General features: G+C 66.2%; 22 protein-coding genes. 15 read left to right on the forward strand and 7 right to left on the reverse strand.

Annotated features, from left to right (window positions below; all coding sequences use genetic code 11):
• Positions 1-3 precede the first annotated feature (3 nt).
• The 3 genes from AC07S4_RS09885 to AC07S4_RS09895 are packed head-to-tail and all read left to right on the forward strand — an operon-like array spanning position 4 to position 3,112.
• Positions 4-831 (forward strand): DUF3025 domain-containing protein, encoded by an 828-nt coding sequence (locus tag AC07S4_RS09885; RefSeq protein WP_494986480.1) that lies wholly within the window; start codon positions 4-6, stop codon positions 829-831.
• 30 nt (positions 832-861) lie between these two features.
• Entirely contained in the window at positions 862-1,854 is a 993-nt protein-coding gene (locus tag AC07S4_RS09890) for a Gfo/Idh/MocA family protein (protein WP_494986481.1), read from the forward strand.
• 40 nt (positions 1,855-1,894) lie between these two features.
• Positions 1,895-3,112, forward strand: coding sequence for an MFS transporter (locus AC07S4_RS09895; protein ID WP_494986482.1), 1,218 nt, complete (start codon positions 1,895-1,897; stop codon positions 3,110-3,112).
• A gap of 75 nt (positions 3,113-3,187) precedes the next feature.
• Here AC07S4_RS09895 and AC07S4_RS09900 read toward each other — a convergent pair whose 3' ends face one another.
• Positions 3,188-4,051: a M23 family metallopeptidase gene (locus AC07S4_RS09900; protein WP_494986483.1), complete on the reverse strand. Its 864-nt coding sequence runs from the start codon at positions 4,049-4,051 to the stop codon at positions 3,188-3,190.
• Positions 4,052-4,103: 52 nt separating this feature from the next.
• Positions 4,104-6,191 (reverse strand): ATP-dependent DNA helicase RecG, encoded by a 2,088-nt coding sequence (gene recG, locus AC07S4_RS09905; protein WP_494986484.1) that lies wholly within the window; start codon positions 6,189-6,191, stop codon positions 4,104-4,106.
• A gap of 66 nt (positions 6,192-6,257) precedes the next feature.
• On the opposite strand from recG, the gene queA reads away from it, so the two are divergent.
• The 10 genes from queA (at position 6,258) to AC07S4_RS09955 (ending at position 16,461) form a co-directional block, all read left to right on the forward strand.
• Positions 6,258-7,298, forward strand: coding sequence for a tRNA preQ1(34) S-adenosylmethionine ribosyltransferase-isomerase QueA (gene queA / locus AC07S4_RS09910; RefSeq protein ID WP_494986485.1), 1,041 nt, complete (start codon positions 6,258-6,260; stop codon positions 7,296-7,298).
• Between the two features lie 8 nt (positions 7,299-7,306).
• Entirely contained in the window at positions 7,307-8,446 is a 1,140-nt protein-coding gene (gene tgt, locus AC07S4_RS09915) for a tRNA guanosine(34) transglycosylase Tgt (RefSeq protein WP_494986486.1), read from the forward strand.
• Positions 8,447-8,583: 137 nt separating this feature from the next.
• Entirely contained in the window at positions 8,584-8,913 is a 330-nt protein-coding gene (yajC, locus tag AC07S4_RS09920) for a preprotein translocase subunit YajC (protein WP_161071078.1), read from the forward strand.
• 63 nt (positions 8,914-8,976) lie between these two features.
• Positions 8,977-10,845, forward strand: a complete 1,869-nt coding sequence (secD, locus tag AC07S4_RS09925; protein ID WP_494986487.1) for a protein translocase subunit SecD — start codon at positions 8,977-8,979, stop codon at positions 10,843-10,845.
• Positions 10,846-10,866: 21 nt separating this feature from the next.
• Complete coding sequence (gene secF / locus AC07S4_RS09930; protein ID WP_494986488.1) at positions 10,867-11,898, forward strand: protein translocase subunit SecF; 1,032 nt, start codon at positions 10,867-10,869, stop codon at positions 11,896-11,898.
• A 66-nt stretch (positions 11,899-11,964) separates the two neighbouring features.
• Positions 11,965-12,654, forward strand: a complete 690-nt coding sequence (locus tag AC07S4_RS09935; RefSeq protein WP_494986489.1) for a helix-turn-helix transcriptional regulator — start codon at positions 11,965-11,967, stop codon at positions 12,652-12,654.
• Between the two features lie 224 nt (positions 12,655-12,878).
• Entirely contained in the window at positions 12,879-13,493 is a 615-nt protein-coding gene (locus AC07S4_RS09940; protein ID WP_494986490.1) for a glutathione S-transferase family protein, read from the forward strand.
• 214 nt (positions 13,494-13,707) lie between these two features.
• Positions 13,708-14,847 carry a merozoite surface protein 3b gene (locus AC07S4_RS09945; RefSeq protein WP_494986491.1) on the forward strand — a complete coding sequence of 380 codons (1,140 nt, stop codon included), beginning with the start codon at positions 13,708-13,710 and terminating at the stop codon, positions 14,845-14,847.
• Positions 14,848-14,858: 11 nt separating this feature from the next.
• Positions 14,859-15,194: a DUF6384 family protein gene (locus tag AC07S4_RS09950; RefSeq protein ID WP_494986492.1), complete on the forward strand. Its 336-nt coding sequence runs from the start codon at positions 14,859-14,861 to the stop codon at positions 15,192-15,194.
• Between the two features lies 1 nt (position 15,195).
• Complete coding sequence (locus AC07S4_RS09955; RefSeq protein WP_494986493.1) at positions 15,196-16,461, forward strand: hypothetical protein; 1,266 nt, start codon at positions 15,196-15,198, stop codon at positions 16,459-16,461.
• Positions 16,462-16,501: 40 nt separating this feature from the next.
• On the opposite strand, the gene AC07S4_RS09960 is transcribed toward AC07S4_RS09955, so the two are convergent.
• The 4 genes from AC07S4_RS09960 to AC07S4_RS09975 form a co-directional block, all read right to left on the reverse strand.
• On the reverse strand, positions 16,502-17,692 hold the full coding sequence (locus tag AC07S4_RS09960) for a pyridoxal-phosphate-dependent aminotransferase family protein (protein WP_494986494.1): 1,191 nt from the start codon (positions 17,690-17,692) through the stop codon (positions 16,502-16,504).
• Positions 17,693-17,758: 66 nt separating this feature from the next.
• On the reverse strand, positions 17,759-18,595 hold the full coding sequence (locus tag AC07S4_RS09965; protein WP_494986495.1) for an HDOD domain-containing protein: 837 nt from the start codon (positions 18,593-18,595) through the stop codon (positions 17,759-17,761).
• 142 nt (positions 18,596-18,737) lie between these two features.
• Positions 18,738-19,022: a hypothetical protein gene (locus AC07S4_RS09970; RefSeq protein ID WP_494986496.1), complete on the reverse strand. Its 285-nt coding sequence runs from the start codon at positions 19,020-19,022 to the stop codon at positions 18,738-18,740.
• A gap of 63 nt (positions 19,023-19,085) precedes the next feature.
• Positions 19,086-19,520, reverse strand: coding sequence for a MarR family winged helix-turn-helix transcriptional regulator (locus AC07S4_RS09975; protein WP_494986497.1), 435 nt, complete (start codon positions 19,518-19,520; stop codon positions 19,086-19,088).
• A 76-nt stretch (positions 19,521-19,596) separates the two neighbouring features.
• Here AC07S4_RS09975 and AC07S4_RS09980 point away from each other — a divergent pair, with 76 nt between their 5' ends.
• On the forward strand, positions 19,597-20,520 hold the full coding sequence (locus AC07S4_RS09980) for a DMT family transporter (RefSeq protein ID WP_494986498.1): 924 nt from the start codon (positions 19,597-19,599) through the stop codon (positions 20,518-20,520).
• Between the two features lie 25 nt (positions 20,521-20,545).
• Positions 20,546-21,484, forward strand: coding sequence for a GlxA family transcriptional regulator (locus tag AC07S4_RS09985; RefSeq protein ID WP_494986499.1), 939 nt, complete (start codon positions 20,546-20,548; stop codon positions 21,482-21,484).
• Between the two features lie 9 nt (positions 21,485-21,493).
• Here the strand turns inward: AC07S4_RS09985 and AC07S4_RS09990 are convergent, their stop codons facing one another.
• Complete coding sequence (locus AC07S4_RS09990) at positions 21,494-23,986, reverse strand: transporter substrate-binding domain-containing protein (RefSeq protein ID WP_494986500.1); 2,493 nt, start codon at positions 23,984-23,986, stop codon at positions 21,494-21,496.
• Between the last annotated feature and the right edge of the window lie 8 nt (positions 23,987-23,994).

The raw sequence follows: 23,994 nt of genomic DNA on the forward strand, positions 1-23,994 counted from the left end.
AGCGTGTTTTCAGCAATCGACTGGGCGCGCCCCTGGCTGCATTCGGTGCGCGCCGCCGCTGCGGCGGCGGGCGTCGATATGGACTTCGAATCGGGCTTCGAATCGGACTCCGGCGCGGCCAGCATCATCCCCTTCTTCAGCGCGCAAGCAAGCGCGCGAAAATTGTGCAATCATCAAGGGCTGCCGCTGGCCTTCGTGCCGCAGAGCGCGCTGCCGGAAGGCGTGGCCTACGAGGAGTTCATCGGCGCCACGGGCGGCGTGCCCACGCGCGAAAACCTGCACGACTTCTTCAACGCGCTGGTGTGGCTCAGCTTCCCGCTCATCAAGCGCCAGCTGAACGCCCTGCAGGCCGCACAGATCGCGCAGGACGGCGTCGGCAAATCGCGCGGTCCCGCCCGCGACGCCGCCACGCTGTTCGACGAGAACGCCGCGTTGCTGGTGGTGCGCGACTGCGCGCAGGGCAGGGCGCTGGTGCAGGCGCTGCGCGGCCACGAATGGCGCGCAGCCTTTGTCGAGCTGCGCGAGCTGTTCGGCAAGGACGCGCAGGTCTGGCTGTTCGGCCATGCGCTGATGGAAAAGCTGGTGGCCCCGTACAAGGCCATCACCGCCCACACGCGCATCGTGATGGCGGACGACGGCTACTTCGCGCTGGACCGCGCCGGCCAGCAAGCCTGGCTGGACGCGCAAGTGGCGCAAGCGCTGGCGCAGGAAGGGCTGAGCAAGGCCGGATTCACGCCGCTGCCGGTGCTCGGCGTGCCAGGCTGGTGGCCGCAGCAGGACGAGGAATTTTATAGCGACGCGGCGGTCTTCCGCCCGAAACGAAAACTGTAACGCCGCCCGTGCGGCAGAAAGCGAAACACGATGGACAAGGTAATCCGCTGGGGCATTCTGGGCACGGGCAAAATCGCCAAGGCAATGGCCGAAGGCCTGCGCGACACCGACGGCGCCGAACTGGTAGCGGTAGCATCGCGCACGGTTGATAGCGCGCAGCAGTTCGGCGCCGCATACGGCGTGCCGCGCTGCCACGGCAGCTACCAGGCGCTGGCCGACGACCCGGACGTGGACGTCATCTACATCGCCACGCCGCACCCCATGCACTACGAGAACGCCATCATGTGCCTGAATGCGGGCAAGGCGCTGCTGGTGGAAAAATCGTTCACCATCACGCGCTGGCAGGCCGAGGAAATCGTCACCCTGGCGCGCGCCAAGAAACTGTTCATGATGGAAGCCATGTGGAGCCGCTTCATGCCCGCCATCGTGGAAGCCAAGCGCATCGTCGACAGCGGCGAGATCGGCAAGCCCGCCTGCGTCACGGCGGATTTCGGCTTTGCCGCCGACGCCGGCCCCGAACACCGCCTGTTCAACCCCGAGCTGGGCGGCGGCTCCCTGCTCGACCTGGGCATCTACCCGCTGTCGCTGTCGGCCTTCTTCCTTGGCCCGGTGGCGTCGGTGCAGGCGGTGGGCGAGCTGGGCGCCACCGGCGTGGACGTGCAGGCCTCGTTCACGCTGCAGCATGAAAGCGGCGCGGTTTCGTCCTGCCTCTCCAGCCTGTGCGCCGCCTCGCCGTGCGAACTGACTATCTCAGGCGACAAGGGCTATGTGCGCCTGAACTCTCGCTTCCACTACACCAACTCCATCACCGTGGGGCTGCTGGACGGCAGCAAGACCGAACTGCACATTCCGCGCAGCGGCAACGGCTACCCGCATGAAGCGGCCGAGGTGGTGCGCTGCCTGCGCGCCGGCCTGCTGGAAAGCCCGGTCATGCCGCTGGACGAAAGCGTGGCGCTGATGGGCATACTCGACACCATGCGCGCGCAGATCGGCGTGCGCTACAGCGCCGACGGGCAGCGCTAGTCACAACAACAACAAGCACAAAACCATCAGGGGACCAGCCATGTTCACATCCGACCGCGCGCCGTCGCTCAAATCCGTGCTGCTCGCCAGCGGCGTCGTACTGACGCTGGCCATGGGCGTGCGCCACGGCTTCGGTTTCTGGATGCAGCCCCTCTCGGAGGCCAACGGCTGGACCCGCGAGACCTACTCGCTGGCGCTGGCCTTGCAGAATCTGATGTGGGGCGCCTTCGGTCCCTTCGCCGGCATGGCGGCGGACCGCTTCGGCACCATGCGCGTGGTGCTGGTGGGCGCGGTCAGCTATATGGCGGGCCTGGTGTGGATGGCGCTCGTTACGCAGCCCACGCTGTTCATCGTCGGCTCCGGGGTCTTCATCGGCCTGGGCCTGGCCTGCACGGCGTTTGGCGCGGTCAGCGGCATCATCGGCCGCGTGGCGCCGGTGGAGCGGCGCTCATGGGCGTTTGGCGTGTCCGGCGCGGCCAGCTCCTTCGGCCAGTTCCTCATGATGCCGCTGGAGCAGTATCTGATTTCCTCGGTGGGCTGGCAGAGCGCCTTCTACCTGCTGGCGGCGGCGGTGATTATCGCCATGGTGCCGATGGCGTTCTTCCTGCGCGAGCCGCCGGTGGTCCACGCTGGCGGCGCGCAGCAGAGCATAGGCGAGGCCTTCGGCGAGGCGCTGCGCAACCGCTCCTTCCTGTTCCTGGTGGCGGGCTATTTCGTGTGCGGCTTCCAGGTGGTGTTCATCGCGGTGCACCTGCCGGCCTACCTGAAGGACAAGGGCGTGACCGATCCCCGGATCGCCGTGATGGCGCTGGCGCTGATCGGCCTGTTCAATATTTTCGGCTCCTTCTACGCGGGCAAGTGGGGCGGCATGGTGCCCAAGCGCTACCTGCTGTCCGGGATCTACTTCATCCGCTCCATCGTGATCACGCTGTTCCTGCTGGCGCCGCTGTCGTCCATGTCGGTGTATCTGTTCGCGGCGGCGATGGGCTTTATCTGGCTGTCCACGGTGCCGCTCACGAACGGCATCATCGCGGGCATTTTCGGCGTCAAGCACATGTCCATGCTGGCGGGCGTGGTGTTCTTCTCGCACCAGATCGGCAGCTTCCTTGGCGTGTGGCTGGGCGGCTATCTGTTTGCCCTGCAGGGCAATTACAACGTGGTGTGGGGCATTGCGATCGCGCTGGGCGTGATGGCGGGACTGGCGAACCTGCCGGTGGACGAGCGCGCACTGGCGCGCGGCGCGCTAAAGCCCGCATAGCCGTATGAAAACCTGGCTGATACGGGCGGCGATAGCGGGCGCGCTTGCGCTCGTGCTGGGACTTGTATTCCTGGCTTATTTGCGGCCGGACTTCTTGCTGGACTTGGGGGCGCGGTTCGTGATGTGCTTCTGAGTAGAAGCCTTGGCGGATTTGGCTTTGCCGGATTTTTCCGTTTTGGCGGCCTTGCCCGATTTCCCAGCCTTCCCAGCCTTGCCTGCTTTAGCCGACGCCACGTAAGGCGCCTTGGTGACAAAACTGCCGTCGGTGGAGGTGTACTGCTTTGCGCTCAGCGCGGAGGGCAGCGCGCTTTCCTCCAGGCCGGCCAGCAGGTTCTTCGGATCGGTGCGGGCGCCATTGTAGAACGCTTCCAGGTGCAGGTGCGGGCCGGTTGAGTGCCCGGTCTTGCCGGACTGGCCGATGGATTGCCCGGCCACCACTTCGTCGCCCACTTTCACGTCGCGCGTGTTCAGGTGCGCGTACAGCGATTTGAAGCCGTTCAGGTGTTCGATCACCACCACTTCGCCGTATTTCTTGTCGCCTTCGTAGCGGTTGGTGGAGGCCACCACCACGCCGCTATCGGTTGCCTTCACGGGCGTGCCGACCGGGGTGGAGATGTCCACGCCGCCATGGGCGCGGCGGCCGCGCAGCGCGCCGAAGAAGCTGCTCACGCGCGCTTTCGCGCTTTCCAGGGGCCAGAGCCACTTCGACTTGGCCGACTTGTCCGCCGCTGCCGGCGCCGGAGTTGGCGCCGTCACCGGCACTGGCACGGCGGCAGGAGCCGCTGCGCCGGCAGGGGCGGCCGACGGCGTGGCCGCCGCCGTTGCCATGGCCGCCGTTGCCGCGCCTGCGGCCTGCTGCTCTGCGTGTGCGGACTGGGCCAGCTGCAGGCAGGCTGCGGCGACGGCCAGGGACAGGAGGGAAGTGGAAATTTTGCGCATAAGGTGGGCGAGTTTCGCACAGCCTGTTCCGGCTTGCAACTTTTTACAAGTTTTACACTTTCAGGAATTCTTCCCGTCCGCCCAGCCAGCGCTCCAGGTGGGTTTCCACGATTTCCGCGCTGCCCGGGTCGTGCAGCAGGGCGTGGGCGGTGTCGCGCGCCTGGTCCACCAGCCAGCCGTCGGTCTCCAGGTCGGCGAAGCGCAGCATGGCCTGGCCGCTCTGGCGCGAGCCCAGGAATTCCCCGGGGCCGCGTATTTCCAGGTCGCGCCGCGCGATCTCGAAGCCGTCCGTGGTTTCGCGCATGGTCATCAGGCGCTGCTTGGCGATCTGGCCCAGCGGGCTCTGATACAGCAGCAGGCAGACGCTGGCCGCCGAGCCCCGGCCCACGCGCCCGCGCAGCTGGTGCAGCTGCGACAGGCCGAAGCGCTCGGCGTGCTCGATCACCATCAGCGAGGCGTTCGGCACGTCCACGCCCACCTCGATCACGGTGGTGGCCACCAGCACCTGCATCTCGTTGGCGCTGAAGGCGTCCATGATGGCCTGCTTCTCGGCGGGCTTGAGGCGGCCGTGCACCAGGCCCACGTTCAGGTCCGGCAGCGCTTCGGCCAGCAATTGGTGGGTCTCGGTGGCGGTCTGCAGCTGCAGCGCTTCGGACTCCTCGATCAGCGGGCAGACCCAGTACACCTGCCGCCCCTCCTGCGCCGCCGCGTGCACGCGGGCCACCACCTCGTCGCGCCGGTTCTGGTCGATGGCGCGCGTGACGATGGGCGTGCGGCCCGGCGGCAGTTCGTCGATGACGGACACTTCCAGGTCGGCGTAATATGTCATCGCCAGCGTGCGCGGAATCGGCGTGGCGGACATCATCAGCTGGTGCGGAATGGCGCCCGCGTTGCCCTTGTTGCGCAAGGTGAGGCGCTGGCCCACGCCGAAGCGGTGCTGCTCGTCCACGATCACCAGGCCCAGGTTCTCGAACTGCACCGTGTCCTGTATCAGCGCGTGGGTGCCGATCACCAGCCGCGCCTCGCCGGATTCCACCAGTTCGGTGGCCAGCGTCTTTTCCTTTTTCTTCAGGCTGCCCGTCAGCCACACCACTTTCACGCCCAGCGGCTCCATCCACGCGGCGATCTTGCGGAAGTGCTGGTCGGCCAGGATCTCGGTGGGCGCCATCAGCGCGGCCTGGTAGCCGCTGTCGATGGCTTGCGCGGCCGCCAGCGCCGCCACCACGGTCTTGCCCGCGCCCACGTCGCCCTGCAGCAGGCGCTGCATGGGGTACTGCTGGCGCAGGTCGGCGCGGATCTCGTCCAGCACGCGCTGCTGCGCATTGGTCAGCTTGAACGGCAGGGCGGCCTGGAAGGCTTTCGACAGCTGGCCCACCTTCTTCAGCGCGGCGGCGCCCTTGGAGCGGCGCGCCTGCTGCGCGCGTTTCAGCGACAGCTGCTGCGCCAGCAGTTCGTCGAACTTCACCCGCGTCCAGGCCGGGTGCGAGCGGTCCATCAGCGCGTGCTCGTCCACTTCCGGCGTGGGGTAGTGCAGCAGGCGCACGGCCGGCTCGAAGTCGCTCAGGTGCATGCGCCGCACCAGCTCCGCAGGCAGGGTGTCGGTCCAGTCCACGCGTTTCATGGCGTCGGTGATGGCGCGCCGCAGGATGTACTGCGGCAGGCCTTCGCCGGACGGGTAGACCGGCGTGAGCGAGGCCGGCAGCGGCGCGCCCTCGTTGATGACTTTGTAAACCGGGTGCACCATCTCCGCGCCGAAGAAGCCGTGCTTCACTTCGCCGCGCGCGCGCACCCGCGTGCCCTCGGCCAGCTGCTTGACCTGGCTGCCGTAGAAATTCATGAAGCGCAGCTGGATGTCGCCCGTTTCGTCGGCGATATGCACCAGCAGCTGGCGGCGCGGCTTGAAGCCGATTTCGTTCTTCGTGACCACGCCCTCCACCTGCCAGGTCTGCCCGCCGCGCAGGCAGGCGTCCGCAATGGTGAAGACCTGGGTTTCGTCCTCGTAGCGCATGGGCAGGTGCAGCACCAGGTCCATATCGGTGCGCAGGCCCAGCTTGGCGAGCTTGGCTTCGGCGTTGGCGGCGGTGAGCTTGCCGCCCTTGGCGGGCGATTTCTTGACAGGTTTTTGCGTCGGTACGGGCATATTTCAGATGCTTTGCGGGCTACTAGCGTAAAATAGAGGGTTGCCCAACAGTTTCAGAAGTGCGTCATGTATTCTCTATCAGATTTCGATTTTAACTTGCCACAGGAGCGCATAGCGCAATTTCCGCTGCCGGACCGCAGCGCATCGCGCCTGCTGCACGTGGATGGACAAGGCGCAGCCCTCGCGCTGCACGACCGCCAGTTCACCGATATCCTGGACCAGCTCCAGGCCGGCGACCTGCTGGTGATGAACGACACCCGCGTGCTGAAAGCCCGTTTCTTCGGCGTCAAGGACAGCGGCGGCAAGGTCGAGGCCCTGGTTGAGCGCGTGCTGGACACCCGCACCGTGCTGGCCCAGGTGCGCGCCTCCAAGTCGCCCGGCCCCGGCGTGAAGATACGCCTGGCCGACGCTTTCGACGTCACCGTGGGCGAGCGCGCCGGCGAGTTCTACACCCTGCACTTTGAAGACGACGTGTTCGAGCTGATCGAAGCGCACGGCCGCCTGCCGTTGCCGCCCTACATCGAGCACGCCGCCGACGAATTCGACGAAACCCGCTACCAGACCGTGTTCAACAAGGTGCCGGGCGCCGTCGCCGCGCCCACGGCCGGCCTGCACTTCGACGAAGCGCTGCTGCAAAAGCTCAAGGACAAGGGCGTGAACTTCGCCTACGTCACGCTGCACGTGGGCGCCGGCACCTTCCAGCCGGTGCGCACCGAGAACCTGGCCGAGCACAAGATGCATACCGAGTGGTACACCATGCCGCAGGCCACGGTGGACGCGGCGCGCGCCGCCCGCGCCGCCGGCCGCGACGTGGTTGCCGTTGGCACCACCAGCCTGCGCGCGCTGGAATCGGCCTCGCAGGGCGGCGCGCTGGAAGCGGGCAGCGGCGACACCAACCTGTTCATCACGCCCGGCTACCAGTTCAAGACGGTGACCCGCCTGATCACCAATTTCCACCTGCCGAAATCGACCCTGCTGATGCTGGTGTCGGCTTTCGCCGGCTTTGACGAGATCCGCCTGGCCTACGCCCACGCGATCGCCAACGAATACCGCTTCTTCAGCTACGGCGATGCGATGCTGCTGACCACGCAAGCCCGAGCACACTAAGGATTACTATGCTGGAATTTAAACTCATCAAGACCGACACCACCGGCTTGACCAAGGCCCGCCGCGGCACCGTGAAACTGAACCATGGCGAGGTGCAGACCCCGATCTTCATGCCGGTCGGCACCTACGGCTCGGTGAAAGCCATGTCGCCGCTGGAGCTGAAGGAAATCGGCGCCCAGATCATCCTGGGCAACACCTTCCACCTGTGGCTGCGCCCGGGCAACGACGTGATGTCCAAGTTCGGCGGCCTGCACGGCTTCATGGGCTGGGACAAGCCCATCCTGACCGACTCGGGCGGCTTCCAGGTGTTCTCGCTGGGCGATATGCGCAAGATCACGGAAGAGGGCGTGCACTTCAATTCGCCCATCAACGGCGACAAGCTGTTCCTGTCGCCGGAAATCTCGATGCAGATCCAGCGCGTGCTGAACTCGGACATCGTGATGCAGTTCGACGAATGCACGCCCTATGAAATCGACGGCCGTCCGGCCACGGTCGACGAGGCGGCCAAGTCCATGCGCATGTCGCTGCGCTGGGCGCAGCGCTCCATGGACGAGTTCAAGCGCGGCGAGAACCCGAACGCGCTGTTCGGCATCGTCCAGGGCGGCATGTTCGAGAACCTGCGCGACGAGTCGCTGGCCAAGCTGGAAGAGATCGACTTCCCCGGCCTGGCCATCGGCGGCCTGTCGGTGGGCGAGCCCAAGGAAGACATGATGCGCGTGCTGGCCCATGTCGGCCCGCGCCTGCCGGCCAACAAGCCGCACTACCTGATGGGCGTGGGCACGCCGGAAGACCTGGTGGCCGGCGTATCGAACGGCATCGACATGTTCGACTGCGTGATGCCGACCCGGAATGCGCGCAACGGCTGGATCTTCACCCGCTTCGGCGACGTCAAGATCAAGAACGCGCGTTATAAGGAAGACACGCAGCCGCTGGACGAAACCTGCTCCTGCTACGCCTGCCGCAACTTCTCGCGCGCCTATCTGCACCACCTGCACCGCTCGCAGGAGATCCTGGGCGCGCGCCTGAACACCATCCACAACCTGCATTACTACCTCGACATCATGCGCCAGATGCGCGAGGCGCTGGACGAGGACCGCTTCCCGGCCTGGGTGGCGCAATTCCACGCCGACCGGGCGCGCGGCGTGTGACGTGGCGAAACGTGGCAAAAGCGCCGCAATCTTGCAAAAACATTTATAGGCCCAACCTAGCCCAAACGTCTAGCCAGGACCGGCCAGTGCTAGAATACAGCGCTATTTTTTCAAACTAATATATTACTGGAGTCCCTGTGTTCATTTCCAATGCCTACGCTCAAGCCCCTACCGACATGCTCGGCCTGGGTGGCAATCTCACCAGCTTCCTGCCGCTGGTCCTGATGTTCGTGGTCATGTACTTCCTGATGATCCGTCCTCAGCAAAAACGCGCCAAGGAACAGAAGGCGATGATGGACGCGCTGGCCAAGGGCGACGAAGTCGTCACCGCCGGCGGCATCCTGGGCAAGGTTTCCAAAGTGACCGACGTCTACGTGACCCTGGAAGTGGCCGCCGGCACCGAGATCGTGGTGCAGAAGCCATCGGTCACCACGCTGCTGCCTAAGGGCACGCTGAAAGCGCTGTAAACCACACCGGGCCGCCTATCCAGCATACGCGGCCCGTTTCAGTCTCTCTGGAACGCAGAATATATGAATCGCTATCCTGTCTGGAAGTACATCGTCATCGCCATTACCGTGCTGCTGGGCGCACTGTATACGGCGCCCAATTATTTCGGCGAATCGCCGGCGCTGCAGGTCACCAGCGGCAAGTCTACCGTCAAGGTCGGCAGCGACCTGGGCGAGCGCGTGGACAGCCTGCTCAAGCAGGAGAAACTGGCCCATGAAGCCGTGACCCTGGACGCCGCCGGCACCCATACCTCGGTGCGCGTGCGCTTTGCCGACACCGACACCCAATTCAAGGCCAAGCTGGCGCTGGAACGCGCGCTGAACCCGGATGCGGAAGACCCGGCCTACATCGTCACCAACAACCTCACGGCCAACACGCCGCGCTGGATGCAGAGCATCCGCGCGCTGCCCATGTACCTGGGCCTGGACTTGCGCGGCGGCGTGCACTTCCTGATGCAGGTGGACGTGCAGGCCGCGCTGGACAAGCGCGTCCAGGGCATCCAGACCGCCGTGCGCAGCCAGCTGCGCGACAAGAGCGTGCGCCACGCCGGCATCGAGCGCAAGGGCAACACCGTCGAGGTGAAGTTCCGCGACGCCGCCACCCGCGCGGCCGCCAAAACCGTGATCGCCGAGCAGCAGTCCGACCTGACGATGGCCGAGAGCGCCGACGGCGCCGACCTGCTGCTGACCTTGAGCCTGAAGCCGGCCGCGCTGAAGGAAGCCATGGACAACGGCGTGCGCCAGAACATCGCCACGCTGTCCAAGCGCGTCAATGAACTGGGCGTGTCCGAGCCGGTGATCCAGCAGCAGGGCCCGGACCGCATCGTGGTCCAGCTGCCCGGCGTGCAGGACGTGGCGCGCGCCAAGGCCATTATCGGCCGCACCGCCACCCTGGAAGTGCGCATGGTGGACGAAACCGTCACCCCCGGCACCGAGCTGCAGGCGGCCGTGCCGTTCAACTCCGAGCTGTTCACGGTCGGCAAAGGCGTGCCGGTGGTGCTGCTGAAGGACATCGTGCTGACCGGCGACTACATCTCGCGCGCCACCGCCAGCTTCGATTCGAACCAGCAGCCTGCCGTGTCGATCGACCTGAACGGCGACGGCGGCCGCAAGATGCGCGAAGCCACCCGCGAACGCGTGGGCAAGAAAATGGCCATCGTGCTGTACGAACAGAAGGGCAAGCCGGAAGTGCTGTCGGTGGCCACCATCCAGAGCGAACTGGGTAGCAGCTTCAACATCACCGGCATGGGCAACGCCGAGAACTCGGCCGAGCTGGCGCTGCTGCTGCGCTCCGGCGCGCTGTACGCCCCGATGACCGTGATCGAGGAACGCACCGTCGGTCCCGCGCTGGGCGCCGAGAACATCAAGAAGGGCCAGCTGTCCATGGTGTACGGCTTTGCCGCCATCGCCGTGTTCATGATCATCTACTACATGATGTTCGGCTTCTTCAGCGTGCTGGCGCTGGGCGTCAACCTGCTGCTGCTGATCGCGCTGCTGTCGACCATGCAGGCCACCCTGACCCTGCCGGGCATCGCCGCTATCGCGCTGGCGCTGGGCATGGCGATTGACGCCAACGTGCTGATCAACGAGCGCATCCGCGAGGAACTGCGCGCCGGCAATTCGCCGCAGGCGGCCATCGCGGCCGGCTTCGACCGCGCCTTCGCCACCATCCTGGACTCCAACGTCACCACGCTGATCGTCGGCCTGGCGCTGCTGGTGTTCGGTTCGGGCGCCGTGCGCGGCTTCGCCGTGGTGCACTGCCTGGGCATTCTGACCTCGATGTTCTCCGCCGTCTTCGTGTCGCGCGGCGTCGTTAACCTGTGGTACGGCCGCAAGAAAAAGCTGCAGTCCATCGCCATCGGCACGGTCTGGGTTCCAGGCCAGTCGAAATAACCGTACAGAAGGTAGAACAACATGGAATTTTTCCGCATTAGAAAAGACATCCCGTTCATGCGCCACGCGTTGATCTTCAACGTGGTGTCGGCGCTGACCTTCGTGGCGGCTGTCTTCTTCCTGCTGCACAAGGGCCTGAACCTGTCGATCGAGTTCAAGGGCGGCACCGTGATGGAGGTGAAATACCCGCACGCGGCCAACCTGGAAGGCGTGCGCGCCACCGTGCAGAGCCTAGGCTACGAGCATCCTGAAGTGACCAGCTTCGGCACCGCGCGCGACGTGATGCTGAAACTGCCCATCGCCCACGCGGCGGCGGGCAAGGACTCGGCCAACGCCTCGCAGAAAGTGTTCGAGGCGCTGTGCAAGACCGACGGCGGCAGCATCAAGCGCATGGAGCTGGTCTCGCCCAAGGGCGAGCAGATTGCCAAGAACGCCTGCGTGGACGCGGCCGGCGCCGAGACGGTACAGCTGAACAAGGTGGAATTCGTCGGCCCGCAGGTGGGCGACGAGCTGGCCCAGAACGGCCTGAACGCGCTGGTGATGGTGATTATCGGCGTGATGATCTACCTGGCCGTGCGCTTCGAGTGGAAGTACGCGGTGGCGGCGATTATCGCGAACTTGCACGACGTGGTCATCATCCTGGGCTTCTTCGCCTACTTCGGCTGGGAATTCTCGCTGACGGTGCTGGCGGCGGTGCTGGCGGTGCTGGGCTACTCGGTCAACGAATCGGTGGTTATTTTCGACCGTATCCGCGAAAACTTCCGCAAGCAGCGCAAGGCTTCGGTGCATGAAGTGATCGACAACGCCATCACCTCCACCATCTCGCGCACCATCATCACCCACGGCTGCACGCAGATGATGGTGCTGTCCATGCTGCTGTTCGGCGGCCCGACGCTGCACTACTTCGCGGTGGCGCTGACCATCGGTATCTGCTTCGGCATTTACTCGTCCGTGTTCGTGGCTGCGGCCGTGGCCATGTGGCTGGGCGTGAAGCGCGAAGACCTGATCAAGCCGGTCAAAGAGAAAGACGAAACCGACGGCGCCGTGGTGTAAGCCACCGGCCCCCGAGAATGCCGCCACGCGCAAGCCTGGCGGCATTTTTTATACACGAGGAAGCACATGAGCCGTACCGGACGATTATTCCAGCTGATGGACGCCATGCGCGGCAGCCGCCGCCCCGTCACGGCGGCCGCGCTGGCCGAGCAGCTGGGCGTGTCCGAGCGCACCATCTACCGCGACATGCAGACCCTGGCCGAGCTGGGCGCGCCGCTGGAAGGCGAGGCCGGCGTGGGCTATCTGCTGCGGGCCGGCTTCTTCCTGCCGCCGCTGATGTTTGGCGCCGACGAGCTGGAAGCGCTGGTGCTGGGCGCGCGCTGGGTCAAGCGCCAGGGCGACGCCGAACTGGCAAAGGCGGCCGCCAGCGCGCTGGCCAAGATCGCCACCGCCACCCCGAAAGACTTGCGCGACGATATGGCCGAGACCAGCTTGTGGGTGCCGATCGGCTTCAACGACCACGACGATCCGCACATCCCGCCGGCGCGCCGTGCCATACGGCGCCAGCACAAGCTGCGCATCTGCTACAGCGACGAGCAGGGCCGCGCCTCCGAGCGCGTGGTGTGGCCGTTCGCGCTGGCCTATTTCGAGGGCAAGCGCCTGCTGGCCGCCTTCTGCGAAATGCGCGGCGCGCTGCGCCATTTCCGCATGGACCGCATCCAGTCCGCCGAGACCATAGCCGAGCGCTACCCCACGGCGCGGCACGCGCTGCTCAAGACCTGGCGCGCGGAAAACGGCATCAGCGAGGAGAGCTAGGCGCTAGCTGTTCACGACGTATTCACTACGTTAAGCAGCGCACAGAGGCGGACGGCGCGCGGGAATATAGTGGAACTGTCTCTTTCAGGACATCCCTAGTTTTGGACTTGGCCCGCCCTCACCGGCGGGCATTTTTTTTGGCAAACTTATCAAAGGCTACTGACAGAAACTGTCGCAGCCGTCTCCTAAGATAGCTTCATCGCACATCACTTACGGAGACAGCAATGCGCATCTACCACCACCCGATCTCGTCCAACGCCCGCCGTGTCGCCATGCTGGTTGCCCACCTGAACGCGGAGGTGGAATTCGTCGAAGTGAACCTGATGAGCGCGGAAGACCGCCGCCGCCTGGGCGAACTCAATCCCAACAGCAAGATCCCGGTACTGGAGGACGACGGCTTCCTGCTGTGGGAATCCTGCGCCATCATGCAATACCTGGCCGACAAGACGCCGGGCCAGACCGTCTACCCGCAGGACCTGCGCGCGCGCGCCGACATCAACCGCTGGATGTTCTGGGCTTGCCAGCATTTCTCGCCAGCCATCGGTGTGCTGACCTGGGAGCGGGTGTGGAAGGGCATCGTCACCGGCCAGGGGCCGGAGGCGCGCGAGGAAGAGCGCGGCGAAAGCGACCTGGCCGACTTTGCCACGGTGCTGGACAAGCACCTGGCCGGCCGCCAGTGGATGGTGGGCGACAGCCTGACGCTGGCCGACCTGGCGCTGGCCGCGCCGCTCATGTACACGGAGCGGGCCGCGCTGCCGCTGAACGGCTACGTCAACATCCAGGCCTGGTACGGCCGCATGCAGCAGCTGCCGGCGTGGCGGCAAACCGCGGAGGCCTGACGCCATGTGCCTGCTGTGCGAAACGGCGCGCAAATCGCGCCAGCGGCTGGCGGCCAGAGCGCCGGCCGCGCCCCGTACTCCTCCTGCCCCGCCTGCGCCGCCGCTGGCCAGGAAGGCAATTCCTGCCGGCTGAGATTTTCGCAAGGATGTTTTTGTTATAAGATGTGCTGCACGCTACTTTCTTTATAGCAAACCCATCACTTGCGAGTCTCGAATGAACCAAATCAGCTACCTCGACCGCGCAGTCAATGCGCTGCGCACTATAGGCGTCAACCTGGGCAACCGCGAGGACGCGCCGGTCGTACCGCTGCTGGAAAAAGTCGCCAAATATGATGCCGTGAAAATCACGGCCATCGCCACCACGCTGCAGTACTCGTCCACCTTCAATGCCGCCGTGCGCGAGCAGATCTCGGGCATGGACATTTCCACCCGTTACGCCGACATCACCACCGGCTTCAACTCCATCCGCGAGGACGCCGAGAAAATGGCCGGCTGGATGGCGGACGGCAAGCTGGACTTCCAGGAACGCATCCAGATGGGCTGGATGAAAATGCGGCGCGGCTCGATTCCGGACCGCTTCAACGACATCCGCGCCACTTATCTGGATGTGGCCAAGTCGGCCAATGAACAGATCCAGCGCGAGAGCGCCATCCTGGAAGCCTACCGCGATTTCCGCATGGCGCTGAAGTCGTCCGAAGTGGAAGCGCAGCAGGTGCTGGAAGTGGCCACCAAGGCGCTGGAAGAGCGCAAGCAGGCGCTGGACGTGGCCAACAAGGCCACCGAGAACGTGGCGGACGCCGTCGAGCGCGCCCGCCTGGAACTGGTGCGCGACGAAGCGCTGCGCGCGGTGCAGGACGAGGACAAGTCCTACCAAATCGTGAAGGACATCGCCGACGACCTGAAGACCTCCTACAACACGGCCGAACTGGTGTTCGCCCGCCTGCAGCAGACCCACACCATCAAGGAGCGCATCTACCAGCGCGCCGTGACCTTCTTCGCCACCAATGAAGTGGTGTTCACCGGCCTGGCCGCATCGTTCACCTCCATGGCCGGCCTGGCCGAAACCACCGCCACCATGGACGCCATGACCGACGGCATCAACCAGGGCCTGGAGACGCTGGCCAAGGCCGGCGGCCAGCAGCTCGAAGCGGGCCTGCGCGCCGGCTACGGCTCCACGCTGAAAGCCAGCTCAGTGGGTGCGCTGGCCACCGCCATCGTGGAATTCCAGGGCAGCAGCCTGAAGCTGATCCAGGAGCTGCGCGAAGAATCGACCCGCACCTCGAAGGAAATCGAAGCGGCCACCGAGGACAGCAAGCAGCGCTTCATCGCCCTGCTCAACAAGGGCGCCGCGTAAGGGTGGCGATCGTGGCGGGAGCACTGTCCGAGCAGCTCGGCGCGATGGCCTTCATCGACGAGCTGCGCCACAAGCAGATGGTGGTGGACGAGCACCTCGACCTGCCCCGGCGGCGCGAGGAAGTGGGCGCGCGCATCCGCGAGTACTACGCGGCCAACGGCCTCGCCGTGGACGACGAGCTGATCGCCCAAGGCGTGCGCGCTTACTTCGCGCAGCGCCTGGAATTCGAACCCGGTCCCGGCGACGCAGGCGAGCGCGAAAAGGCGCTGCAATACATCGCCGCCCGGCGCGCCGGCCAGGGCCGTCCGTCGGGCTGGCGCCGCTGGTTGTCGGGGCTCGTGAAATAACATGCTCGCTTCCGAATTCACTGCAGCCATCTGCGAAAACACCCGCATCTATCAGGGCAAGCTGGAAAGCTGCGACGCGCGCGCCGCCGAAGCGGGCCGCGACGAACTGGCGCTGGAGCAGAAGATAGCCGGCCTGCTGCGCCAGGTGGCCGGGTTGAACCTGGCCGAGAACGAAAGCATCGCCGCCGAAGCGGAGCGCGAGCTGGCCTTCCGCGCCGACGAGGAACAAGCCCTGCGCGCCGAGCTGCAAACGGTGGGCAGCGACATCGCCAACCACGTGGCGGCCATCCGCCAGCGCGGCGCGGAGATCCGCGAGGCCGCGCTGCGCCCCGGCGCGCAGATGGATGCCGCGCAGATCCTGCAGGCCGCGCGCGATGCCTATCAGCGCGCCGAATCGGCGCACCAGGCGCTGCTGGCCATGAACGCCGAGCTGGAAGCCGAGATTGGCGCCAAGCTGGCGCGCTACCGCAGCGACGAACTGTACGCCTACCTGAAGGCCGCAGGCTACGGCACGCCGTCCTACCGCAGCGAGGACGGCGACCCCGCGAAGGACGAGTGGATCGCGGGCCTGTGCAATTTCGCGAACAACCGCCGCAACGAGAACATCCTGCTCGCCATGCAGGAAGCGCTGCCGCAGCGCGCCGAGCGCAGCGCGCAGGCTCTGGCCGAGGCGCGCGCGGAGCTGGACCGCCTGTCCTTCGCGCCGCCGCCGCCCACCATCGCCGAACGCATAGCGCAAGCCGTGGCGCCGCTGGAGGCGGCCGTCGCGCAAGCGGACGAACGCCTGCGCCGCGTGCGCGCCAGCCTGGCCGACTACGCCGCGCGGCGCGACCCGCGCTACCTGCGCGCGCAGGAACTGCAGGCCGCCAGCCTGAAGTCGCTGCCGATCGCTGAGCTGATCGCGCAGGCGCGCGCCACGCCCAGTCCGGAAGACGACAAGCTGGTGCTGGAAGTGGTCAACCTGCAGGACAAGCTGGCCGGCAGCCGGCGCGATTACGAACGCGCGCTGGCCGCGCGCCAGCACGCCGAGGCGGACGCGCAGCGCGCCGAAGCGCTGGAGGCGGACCTGCGGCGCGGCGGCTTTATCGACACCAGGGAGATCGATTTCCGCGACGGCCTGGACCTGCCTTCGCTGGTTGGCCGCTACATGAACGGCGAGCTGTCGCTGGGCGGCTTCACGCTGGAGCTGCAGCAGTTCGCGCGCGAGCTGCGGCCGAAATTCCGCTACGGCGAAGCCGCCTGGGGCAGCGGCGCCAGCCGCAGCTGAGCGCAGGGCCGGCGCGGGGCTAGCCGTATCCGAGCGCGCCTTAGAGCGCGCCCTGCAGCTGGCGCTCGAGAGCGGCCACGCCGGCCGCCACGTCCACGTCCGCGCCCAGGTCCTTCATGGTCGAACCCAGCGCGTGCAGCGTGCGGAACAGATGGTGGGCGCGGCACTGCTCGCCCATCTGGCCGATGCGCACGATGTTCAGGCCGAAGGAGCCGGAAATCTCCACCCGGTACTTCAGCGAAATCTGCTCGCAGATCTCGGCGCGGTTGATCCCGTCCGGCACCACGATGCCCACCACCGAATTCAGGCGCGACTCAGGCTGGCCGTACAGCTGCAGGCCCATCGCCTCCACGCCGCGCTGCAAGCCCAGCGAGCAGCGCAGGTGGCGCGCGAAGCGCTGCTCCAGCGTCTCCTGGCAGATCAGGTGCAGCGCCTCGTGCAGCGCCAGGATGCCGGACACCGGCGCCGTGTAGTGGTAGGACGCGTTGTGCCAGAACTGCTCCGCCAGCTTGGCGTCCAGGCACCAGTGCGGAGGCTGCACCGGGCGCGCGTTGATGCGCTCCCAGGCGCGCTCCGAAAACGCGATCAGCGACACGCCGGGGATCGACGACAGGCCCTTCTGGCCGCCGGTCACCACCGCGTCTATCTGCCAGTTGTCCATCTCGCACGGCATGGTGCTCAGCGTGCAGACCGCGTCCACGATCACGTAGCAGCCGTACTCGCGCGCCAGCCGCGTAATCTGCGGCAGGTGGATGTTGAACACGGTGGACGAGGTTTCGCCCTGGGCGATGGTGAGCACCTCGGGGCGGAAGTGCTCCAGGTGCGCGCGCACGGCCGCCACCTGGGCCGCCTCGCCGTCCGGCACGTCCAGGCACTCCACCTGGCCGCCCACGCGGGTGGCCATCTCGGCGAAGCGGCGGCCGAAGTAGCCGTTGCACACGCTCAGCACGCGGGTGCCGGGGAACACCAGGTTGCACACGCTCATCTCCATCGCCGCCGAGCCGGGACCGGCCACGCCCAGTATCCAGCGCGACTCGGTCTGGAACACATAGCGCGCCATTTCCTTCATCTGGTGGATGATCTTCGCCATCGTGCCGCCGAGGTGGTTGATGACAATGGAATTGGCCTGCGCCACGCTGTGCGGAATCGGCACCGGACCGGCGCCCATCATCAGCAATGGTTCGGAAGGGAGGAGGGAGTTGATGCTGTCTACGGTGGGCGGCGAGAACATGGGAAGCTTGAGTTGTAGTTAATGTTGCTACAACTATAGCGCAAACAGCGCTAAACTGCCCTGAACCTACAGCATCAGCACCGCGAACAGGGATTGCACGTCGCCGGCCGATTCACGCAGGATCGCATCCAGCGTGCCCTCGCCCACGGCGAAATCGAGGGTGCGGGCGGCGGCCGGCGTGGTGGCACCCGGGCGCTGGTGCATGGGGGAGGGCACCGGAGCCAGATCGTTGGCCAGTAGCAAGGTATCGCCCAGGTTTTCCGGCGGCAGGGCGCGCAGGCCGTCCCACATCGCCTCCACGGACGCCATTACGGCCTCGGGCACCACCAGCTTGCGCAGCACGCCGCGCCCGATCTCCACCTCGCCATGCTCGACCCAGTCCTCCGGCTCGCCCTGCATGATGCCGGGGTAGGCGTCGGCCTGCGCCAGCATGTAAAAAGCGCCAACCTCGTGGATAATGCCGGTAAACAGCGCCGTATCGGGATCAACATGGGTCACGCGGCGCGCAATCACCTGGGCCAGGGCGGCCACGTGGGCGGTATGCTCCCACAGCTGGGCCGACATGGCCTGCAGGGCCGGATCGACGATTTTGCTGCCGAGCTGGCGCACGATGAGCGCAGCCACCAGCGACTGCAAAGTCCGCACGCCCAGCCGCTGGACGGCCGAGCGCACGCTGGAAATTTCCGTCCCTGAGCGGTTATAAGCGACCGAATTGGCGATCGCCACGGTGCGGGCCGCCAGCAGCGGGTCGGCCTGTATCAGTTTGGCCGCCGCCTCGACGTGGCAGTTGGGATCGCTGAGCGCCTCCTGCAGCCGGATCGAAGCATTCACATTGGTCGGGAACGCAAGGTCCCCCCGGCTCGCTTGAGCAGCGATATGCTTGAAGGCGTCCAGTCTGTCCATCAGGAAATTATACGCAAATTATTGCCGTGTGGAATTTATTTGCGACACACTTACTCAACAGCAAAAAGGGGTCAGGGTTAATTAATCTGGCAATGTTTCCTGAATAATTAACCCTGACCCCTTTATTTTAGACTGCTTTGTTTCAGTCGGCTTCGCTGAAGATGGCGTCGCAGCCTTCGCTGGTGCCTTCGCTGTCTTGCAGTTCGTCCACCAGGCCGAGATCGAACAGCTCCTCGATGGCGTTCATGAAGCTGTTGTGCTTGGTGGCGCCGATCAGGCGGTAGATTTCGCCGTCTTCATTGCGCACGCCGATCAGCAGCTTTTCCTTGCGCACTTCGTCGGGCGTGTCCACGTTGAGCAACAGGTTGCCGATGATGTGCTTGTCGAATTTCGCAGGCTTTTTGCCTTCGAGCAGGGAGGTTTTCAATGTCGTTCCTTGGTTGTTGGGGGGGATGGGCGCGTTGTGCGGGGCCGGAGTCTGGGCCTGATCTCAGGCGTCGCCGGCCGATATCACTTGTTTGAGGCCGGACAGGACTTTTTCAAGGGCGGCGAAATCGTCGTCGCTGTAGCCGGCGAACACGTCGCCGCCTCGGGCGATGACCTTGGGGAACACCTCGCGGAACACCTGCTCCCCTTGCGGCGTGAGGCGGATGAACCACGAGCGCTTGTCGTCCAGGCTGCGCTGGCGTTCCACCAGGCCTTTCTGTTCCAGGCGCTCGATCACGCCCGTCATGGTGCCTTTGGTGATCAGCGTCTTGTCGCCGAGTTCCTTGTAGGACATGCCTTCGGTGTTGCCCAGCGTGGCGATGATATCGAATTGCGCATGGGTCAGCCCGCACTCGCGCACGTGCTCGCCAGACAGGCGTTCAAAGCCCTGCATGCACTCGGCCAGCAGCCGTATGCTTTTCAAATATCGTTCACCCATAGGCCATGATTATAGCGCCTGCTGCGCGGCGGCAATCGCGGTACACTACGCGGCTAGCCAATATTACCAAACAGACATGCCGTCCCTGCCTAACCACCTCCGGGGCATCGCCGCCCTGCTGCTCGTCACCCTGGTCTGGGGCACGACCTTCCCCGCCATGAAGGACATGACCGACTACCTGTCCACCAACTGGATCGTGGTGTCGCGCTTCGCCATGGCCAGCCTGATCCTGTCGCCCTTCCTGCTGCGCGCCAAATGGGCGGACTGCCGCTACGGCCTGGTCAGCGGCCTGGTGCTGTTCTTCTGCTATCTGTTCCAGGTGGAGGGCCTGGCGCTGACCACGTCCAACCGCAACGCCTTCGTGTGCGGCCTGAACGTGCTGGTGCCGCCGCTGCTGGGCGTGTTCCTGGGCAAGCTGCCGGAGCGCCGCATCGTGGCCGCCCTGGCGCTGGCGCTGGTGGGCTTGTTCGCGCTGTGCTGGGACGGCGCCTTCGTCTGGGGCAAGGGCGACACGCTGGCGCTGCTGGCCGCGCTGTGCTTCGGCTGCTACATCAAGCTGATGGAGGTGTTCACCCGCAAGACCGAGCGCTTGATGAGCCTGACCGCCGCGCAAATCCTCACCGTGGCCGTGTGCGCGGCGCTGTGGATCGCGCTGCGCGAAGTGCCGCGCGGCCCGGTGGCGGCGCCGCAGGACATGGGCGACTATTGGGAATACATCTGGCAGGGCCTGAAGCTGTACCGCTGGAACCTGATCTACCTGGGCGTGGTGGCCACGGCGCTGATTATTTCGCTGCAAACCTGGGGCCAGAGCCACAGCTCGGCCAACGAGGCGGCCGTGATCTACGCCTTCGAACCGGGCTGCGCGGCCATTTTCGGCTATCTGTGGCTGGGCGAAACGCTGGCGTGGACCGGCTTGCTCGGCGCGATATTGTTGATCTCCGGTATGATAGTGAGCCAATGGAGCGTTGCCCGGCCACCGACCGCGCTGGCGCCCGAGTAATCAACCACCCAGCTTAGATCCGCCGATGCCGTTTTCCAATTTGTCCCGCCTGTCCCGGGAGCAGCCGCTGCGCATGCTGCTGGTCCTTGCCGGCGAGGCGGACACGCTCACCTGGGCCGGCCTGGTCCAGCCGCTGCGCCTGGCCGCGCGCAGCGTGGGCGCCCGGTTCGAGCTCGATATCCGCAGCCCGCAGCAGGTGGCCGAGGCGCCGCCGGGCGGCTGGCACCTGGCGCTGCTGGTGGCCGACGAGCAGCAGGCCGAGTGCCCGCCGGCGCAGCTGCGCCTGGTCGCCGAGCGCCTGCGCAGCGCGCCGTACTGGGGCGGCGTGGGCGCGGGCGTGCTGTGGCTGGCCGAGGCGGGCATGATGGGCGGCGTGCGCATTGCGCTGCCGTGGGCCTTGTATGCGGACACCGAGGGCATCACCGAGCGCGCCATCCTGACGCCGCACCTGTTCGAAATCGACGGGCCGCACCTGAGCTGCTGCGGCGGCTCGGCCAGCGCCGACTTCGCGCTCACGCTGATCGACGCGCTGTACGGCGCCAATGTGCAGGCCGAGGTGAAGGAGGCGCTGTGCATAGACCGCGTGCGCAGCCACGAGGAGCGCCAGCGGGTGGCCTTGCAGGCGCGCTTCGGCGCCTTGCAGCCCAAGCTGTCGGAGGCGGTGACCTTGATGGAGGCCAATATCGAGGAGCCGCTGTCCACCGACGACATCGCCAACCTGGTGGGCTTGTCGCGCCGGCAGCTGGAGCGGCTGTTCAAGCAGTATCTGGGCAGTTTGCCGTCGCGCTATTACCTGGAGCTGCGGTTGCAGCGCGCGCGCCAGCTGCTGCTGGAAACCAATTCGTCCATCGTGCAGGTGGGGCTGATGTGCGGCTTTTCGTCCGGCTCGCATTTTTCCACCGCCTTTGGCACCCTGTTCGGCAATACCCCGCGCGAAGAACGGCAGCGCAAGCTCAACGGCTGAGCTGGCGGCTTAGGCGGAGCCGTAACCCGCCGATGCCGCCACCGGCAGCGCCACTATGCCATGCGCCGCGCTGGCCGTGCCCGGGGTGGGCTCCGGCGCCACCAGCGGCAGGGTCAGCTCGAAGCGCGTGCCCTTGCCTTCCTCGCTGTGCAGCGCGATGGCGCCGCCCAGCACGCCCGACACCAGCGTCTGCACGATGTACAGCCCCAGCCCCGAGCCGCCCTGGCCCATGCGGGTGGTGAAGAAGGGGTCGTACACCTTGTTGCGGTGCGCGGCCGGGATGCCGGCGCCGTCGTCCATATAGCTGAGCTGCACGCGCTCGCCGGCCGGCGTGGCCGCAATCCGCACGGTGCCGCCCGGATGGCCGGCGAAGCCGTGCACCAGCGTGTTCTCCAGCAGGTTGGACAGCACTTGCGCCAGCGGCCCGGGGTAACTGTCCAGCTCGATATCGGCGGCGATCTCGACCACGATGCGGTGCGGCGTTCCCTTCCAGGCGTTGTGGTGGGTGGTCACCACTTCGCGCACGATATGCGCCAGGCCGAAGCGGCGCCGCCGCACGCTGGCCTGGTCCACCGCGATTTCCTTGAAGTTGTCGATCAGCGCCGAGGCCCGGTAGGCGTTGCGCTCGATAATGCCGCAGGCCTGCAGGCACTGCTGCACAAACTGGTCGGCCTGCGAGCGGCGCAGCCCCCCGCTGGCCAGGGCGCCGCCGAACTCGCGCACCAGGTCGTGCAGCGAGGTGGCGGCGGTCAGGGTGCTGCCCAGCGGCGTGTTCAGCTCGTGCGCCATGCCGGCCACCAGCCGCCCCAGCGAGGCCACTTTTTCGGTCTGCACCAGCTGCTCGGCGGCCAGGCGCAGCTCGTCGTTGGCGCGGCTCAGCTGCATGGTGCGCTGCTCCACGCGCAGTTCCAGCGCCGCGTTCAGCAATTGAATCTCGTCCTCGCGCGCGCGCCGCATCGACACTTCCTGCTGCAGCTCGGCCGTGCGGCGCTTGACCATCACGCGCAGCTGCACGATGAACACCACCGCCACCAGCACCGCCACCAGCAGCGCGCCCAGCGGGCGGTAGTCGATCTCGTGCGCGTACTGCACCGTGGCCCATTTCTGGCGGATGGCGTCGCGCTCGGTGCGCGAAATGGCGTCGAGCGCCAGGTCCAGGATAGGCAGCAGCTCCGGCCAGTCGGTCCGCACGCCGTAGCCGATGTGGTACTGGTAATCGGTCTCGCCCGCCACGCGGATGTCGCTGGCGCCTTGTTCCACCAGCTGGTGGGTGCCGGTGATCAGGGGGCCGACAAAGGCGTCGATTTTTCCGCTGCGCAGCAGGTCTGCGGCTTGCTGGAAATTGTCGGTCTGCACGGTATGGATGCCGGGCCAGTCATGCCGCAGCAAGCCCGCCACGCTGGTGCGGGCCGAGACGCCCACCTGCTTGCCGGACAGCCCGCCCAGTCCGCCCGGCGGCGGCGTGCCGACCCGGTTGAAGATCACGATGGGCGTGCTCATGAAGGGCTGCGTCACGTTCAGGTAGGCGCGCCGCTCGGGCGACTGGGTGATGGCCGAGACGATGTCCACTTCCTTGTTCTGCAGCTTGGCCAGCTGCTCGGCCACGCTCTTGCTGGGCACCAGCTCGAAGCGCACGCCCAGCATTTCCTCTATGCGGCGCAGGAAATCGAGCGAGATGCCGCGCTGCTGGCCGTCCTCGCCGCGCCATTCGATGGGCGCGCGGCCGCCGTCCATGGCCACGCGCAGCAGCGGGTGGGCGGCCAGCCAGTCGCGCTGGGCCGGCGTGAGCGGCAGCTCGCGCTGCACGTGCACGCCGTCGGCCGCGGCCAGCCAGCGCGAGCGTATCAATTCGTGCTCGGCCGGGGTGATGGCGGCCAGTCCCTTGTTGACGATGGAGAGCAGCTCGGGCGCGTCGTTGCGCAGGGCGAAGCGCACCGTGGCCGCTTCCGAGTAGTAGTACAGCAGGCTGATCTTGAGCTGGCCGGCGCTGCCCATGGCGCGCTGGACCACGGGCAGGTCGTCGAACAGGCCGTCGGCCTCGCCCTTGAGCACGCGCGCCATGCCTTCCTGCACGTCCGCCACTTCCACCAGCTTGCAGTCCGGGCAGCGTTCGCGCAGCACCGGCACCCGCACGGTGTTCCTCACCACGGCGATGCGCTGCCCGGCGAAGGCCGACAGGCTGCGCGCGGCGGCGTGCTCGGGCCGGGTGGCCAGCGCGATGGGCAGTTCCAGGTAGGGCGCGGAGAAATTCAGGCGGGTCTTGCGTTCGGGCCGCTCGCGCGCGCACAGCACGCCGTCCACTTCGTGCGCCATGCCTTTGCGCAGCGCTTCGTCCCAGGTGGAGCCGGCGAACTGGAATTTCAGGCCGGTGTTGCGCGCCACCAGCTGCGCGTATTCGATGGAGGCGCCGGCAAAGGAGCTTGCGCTGCCGTCTTCGCGGCGGAAGTTGAGTGGGGCGTTGTACTGGTCCAGCGCCAGCGTCAGTTGCGGATGGGCTTGCATCCAGGCCT

Source organism: Pseudoduganella sp. GW821-FHT05F09, from assembly GCF_059419605.1.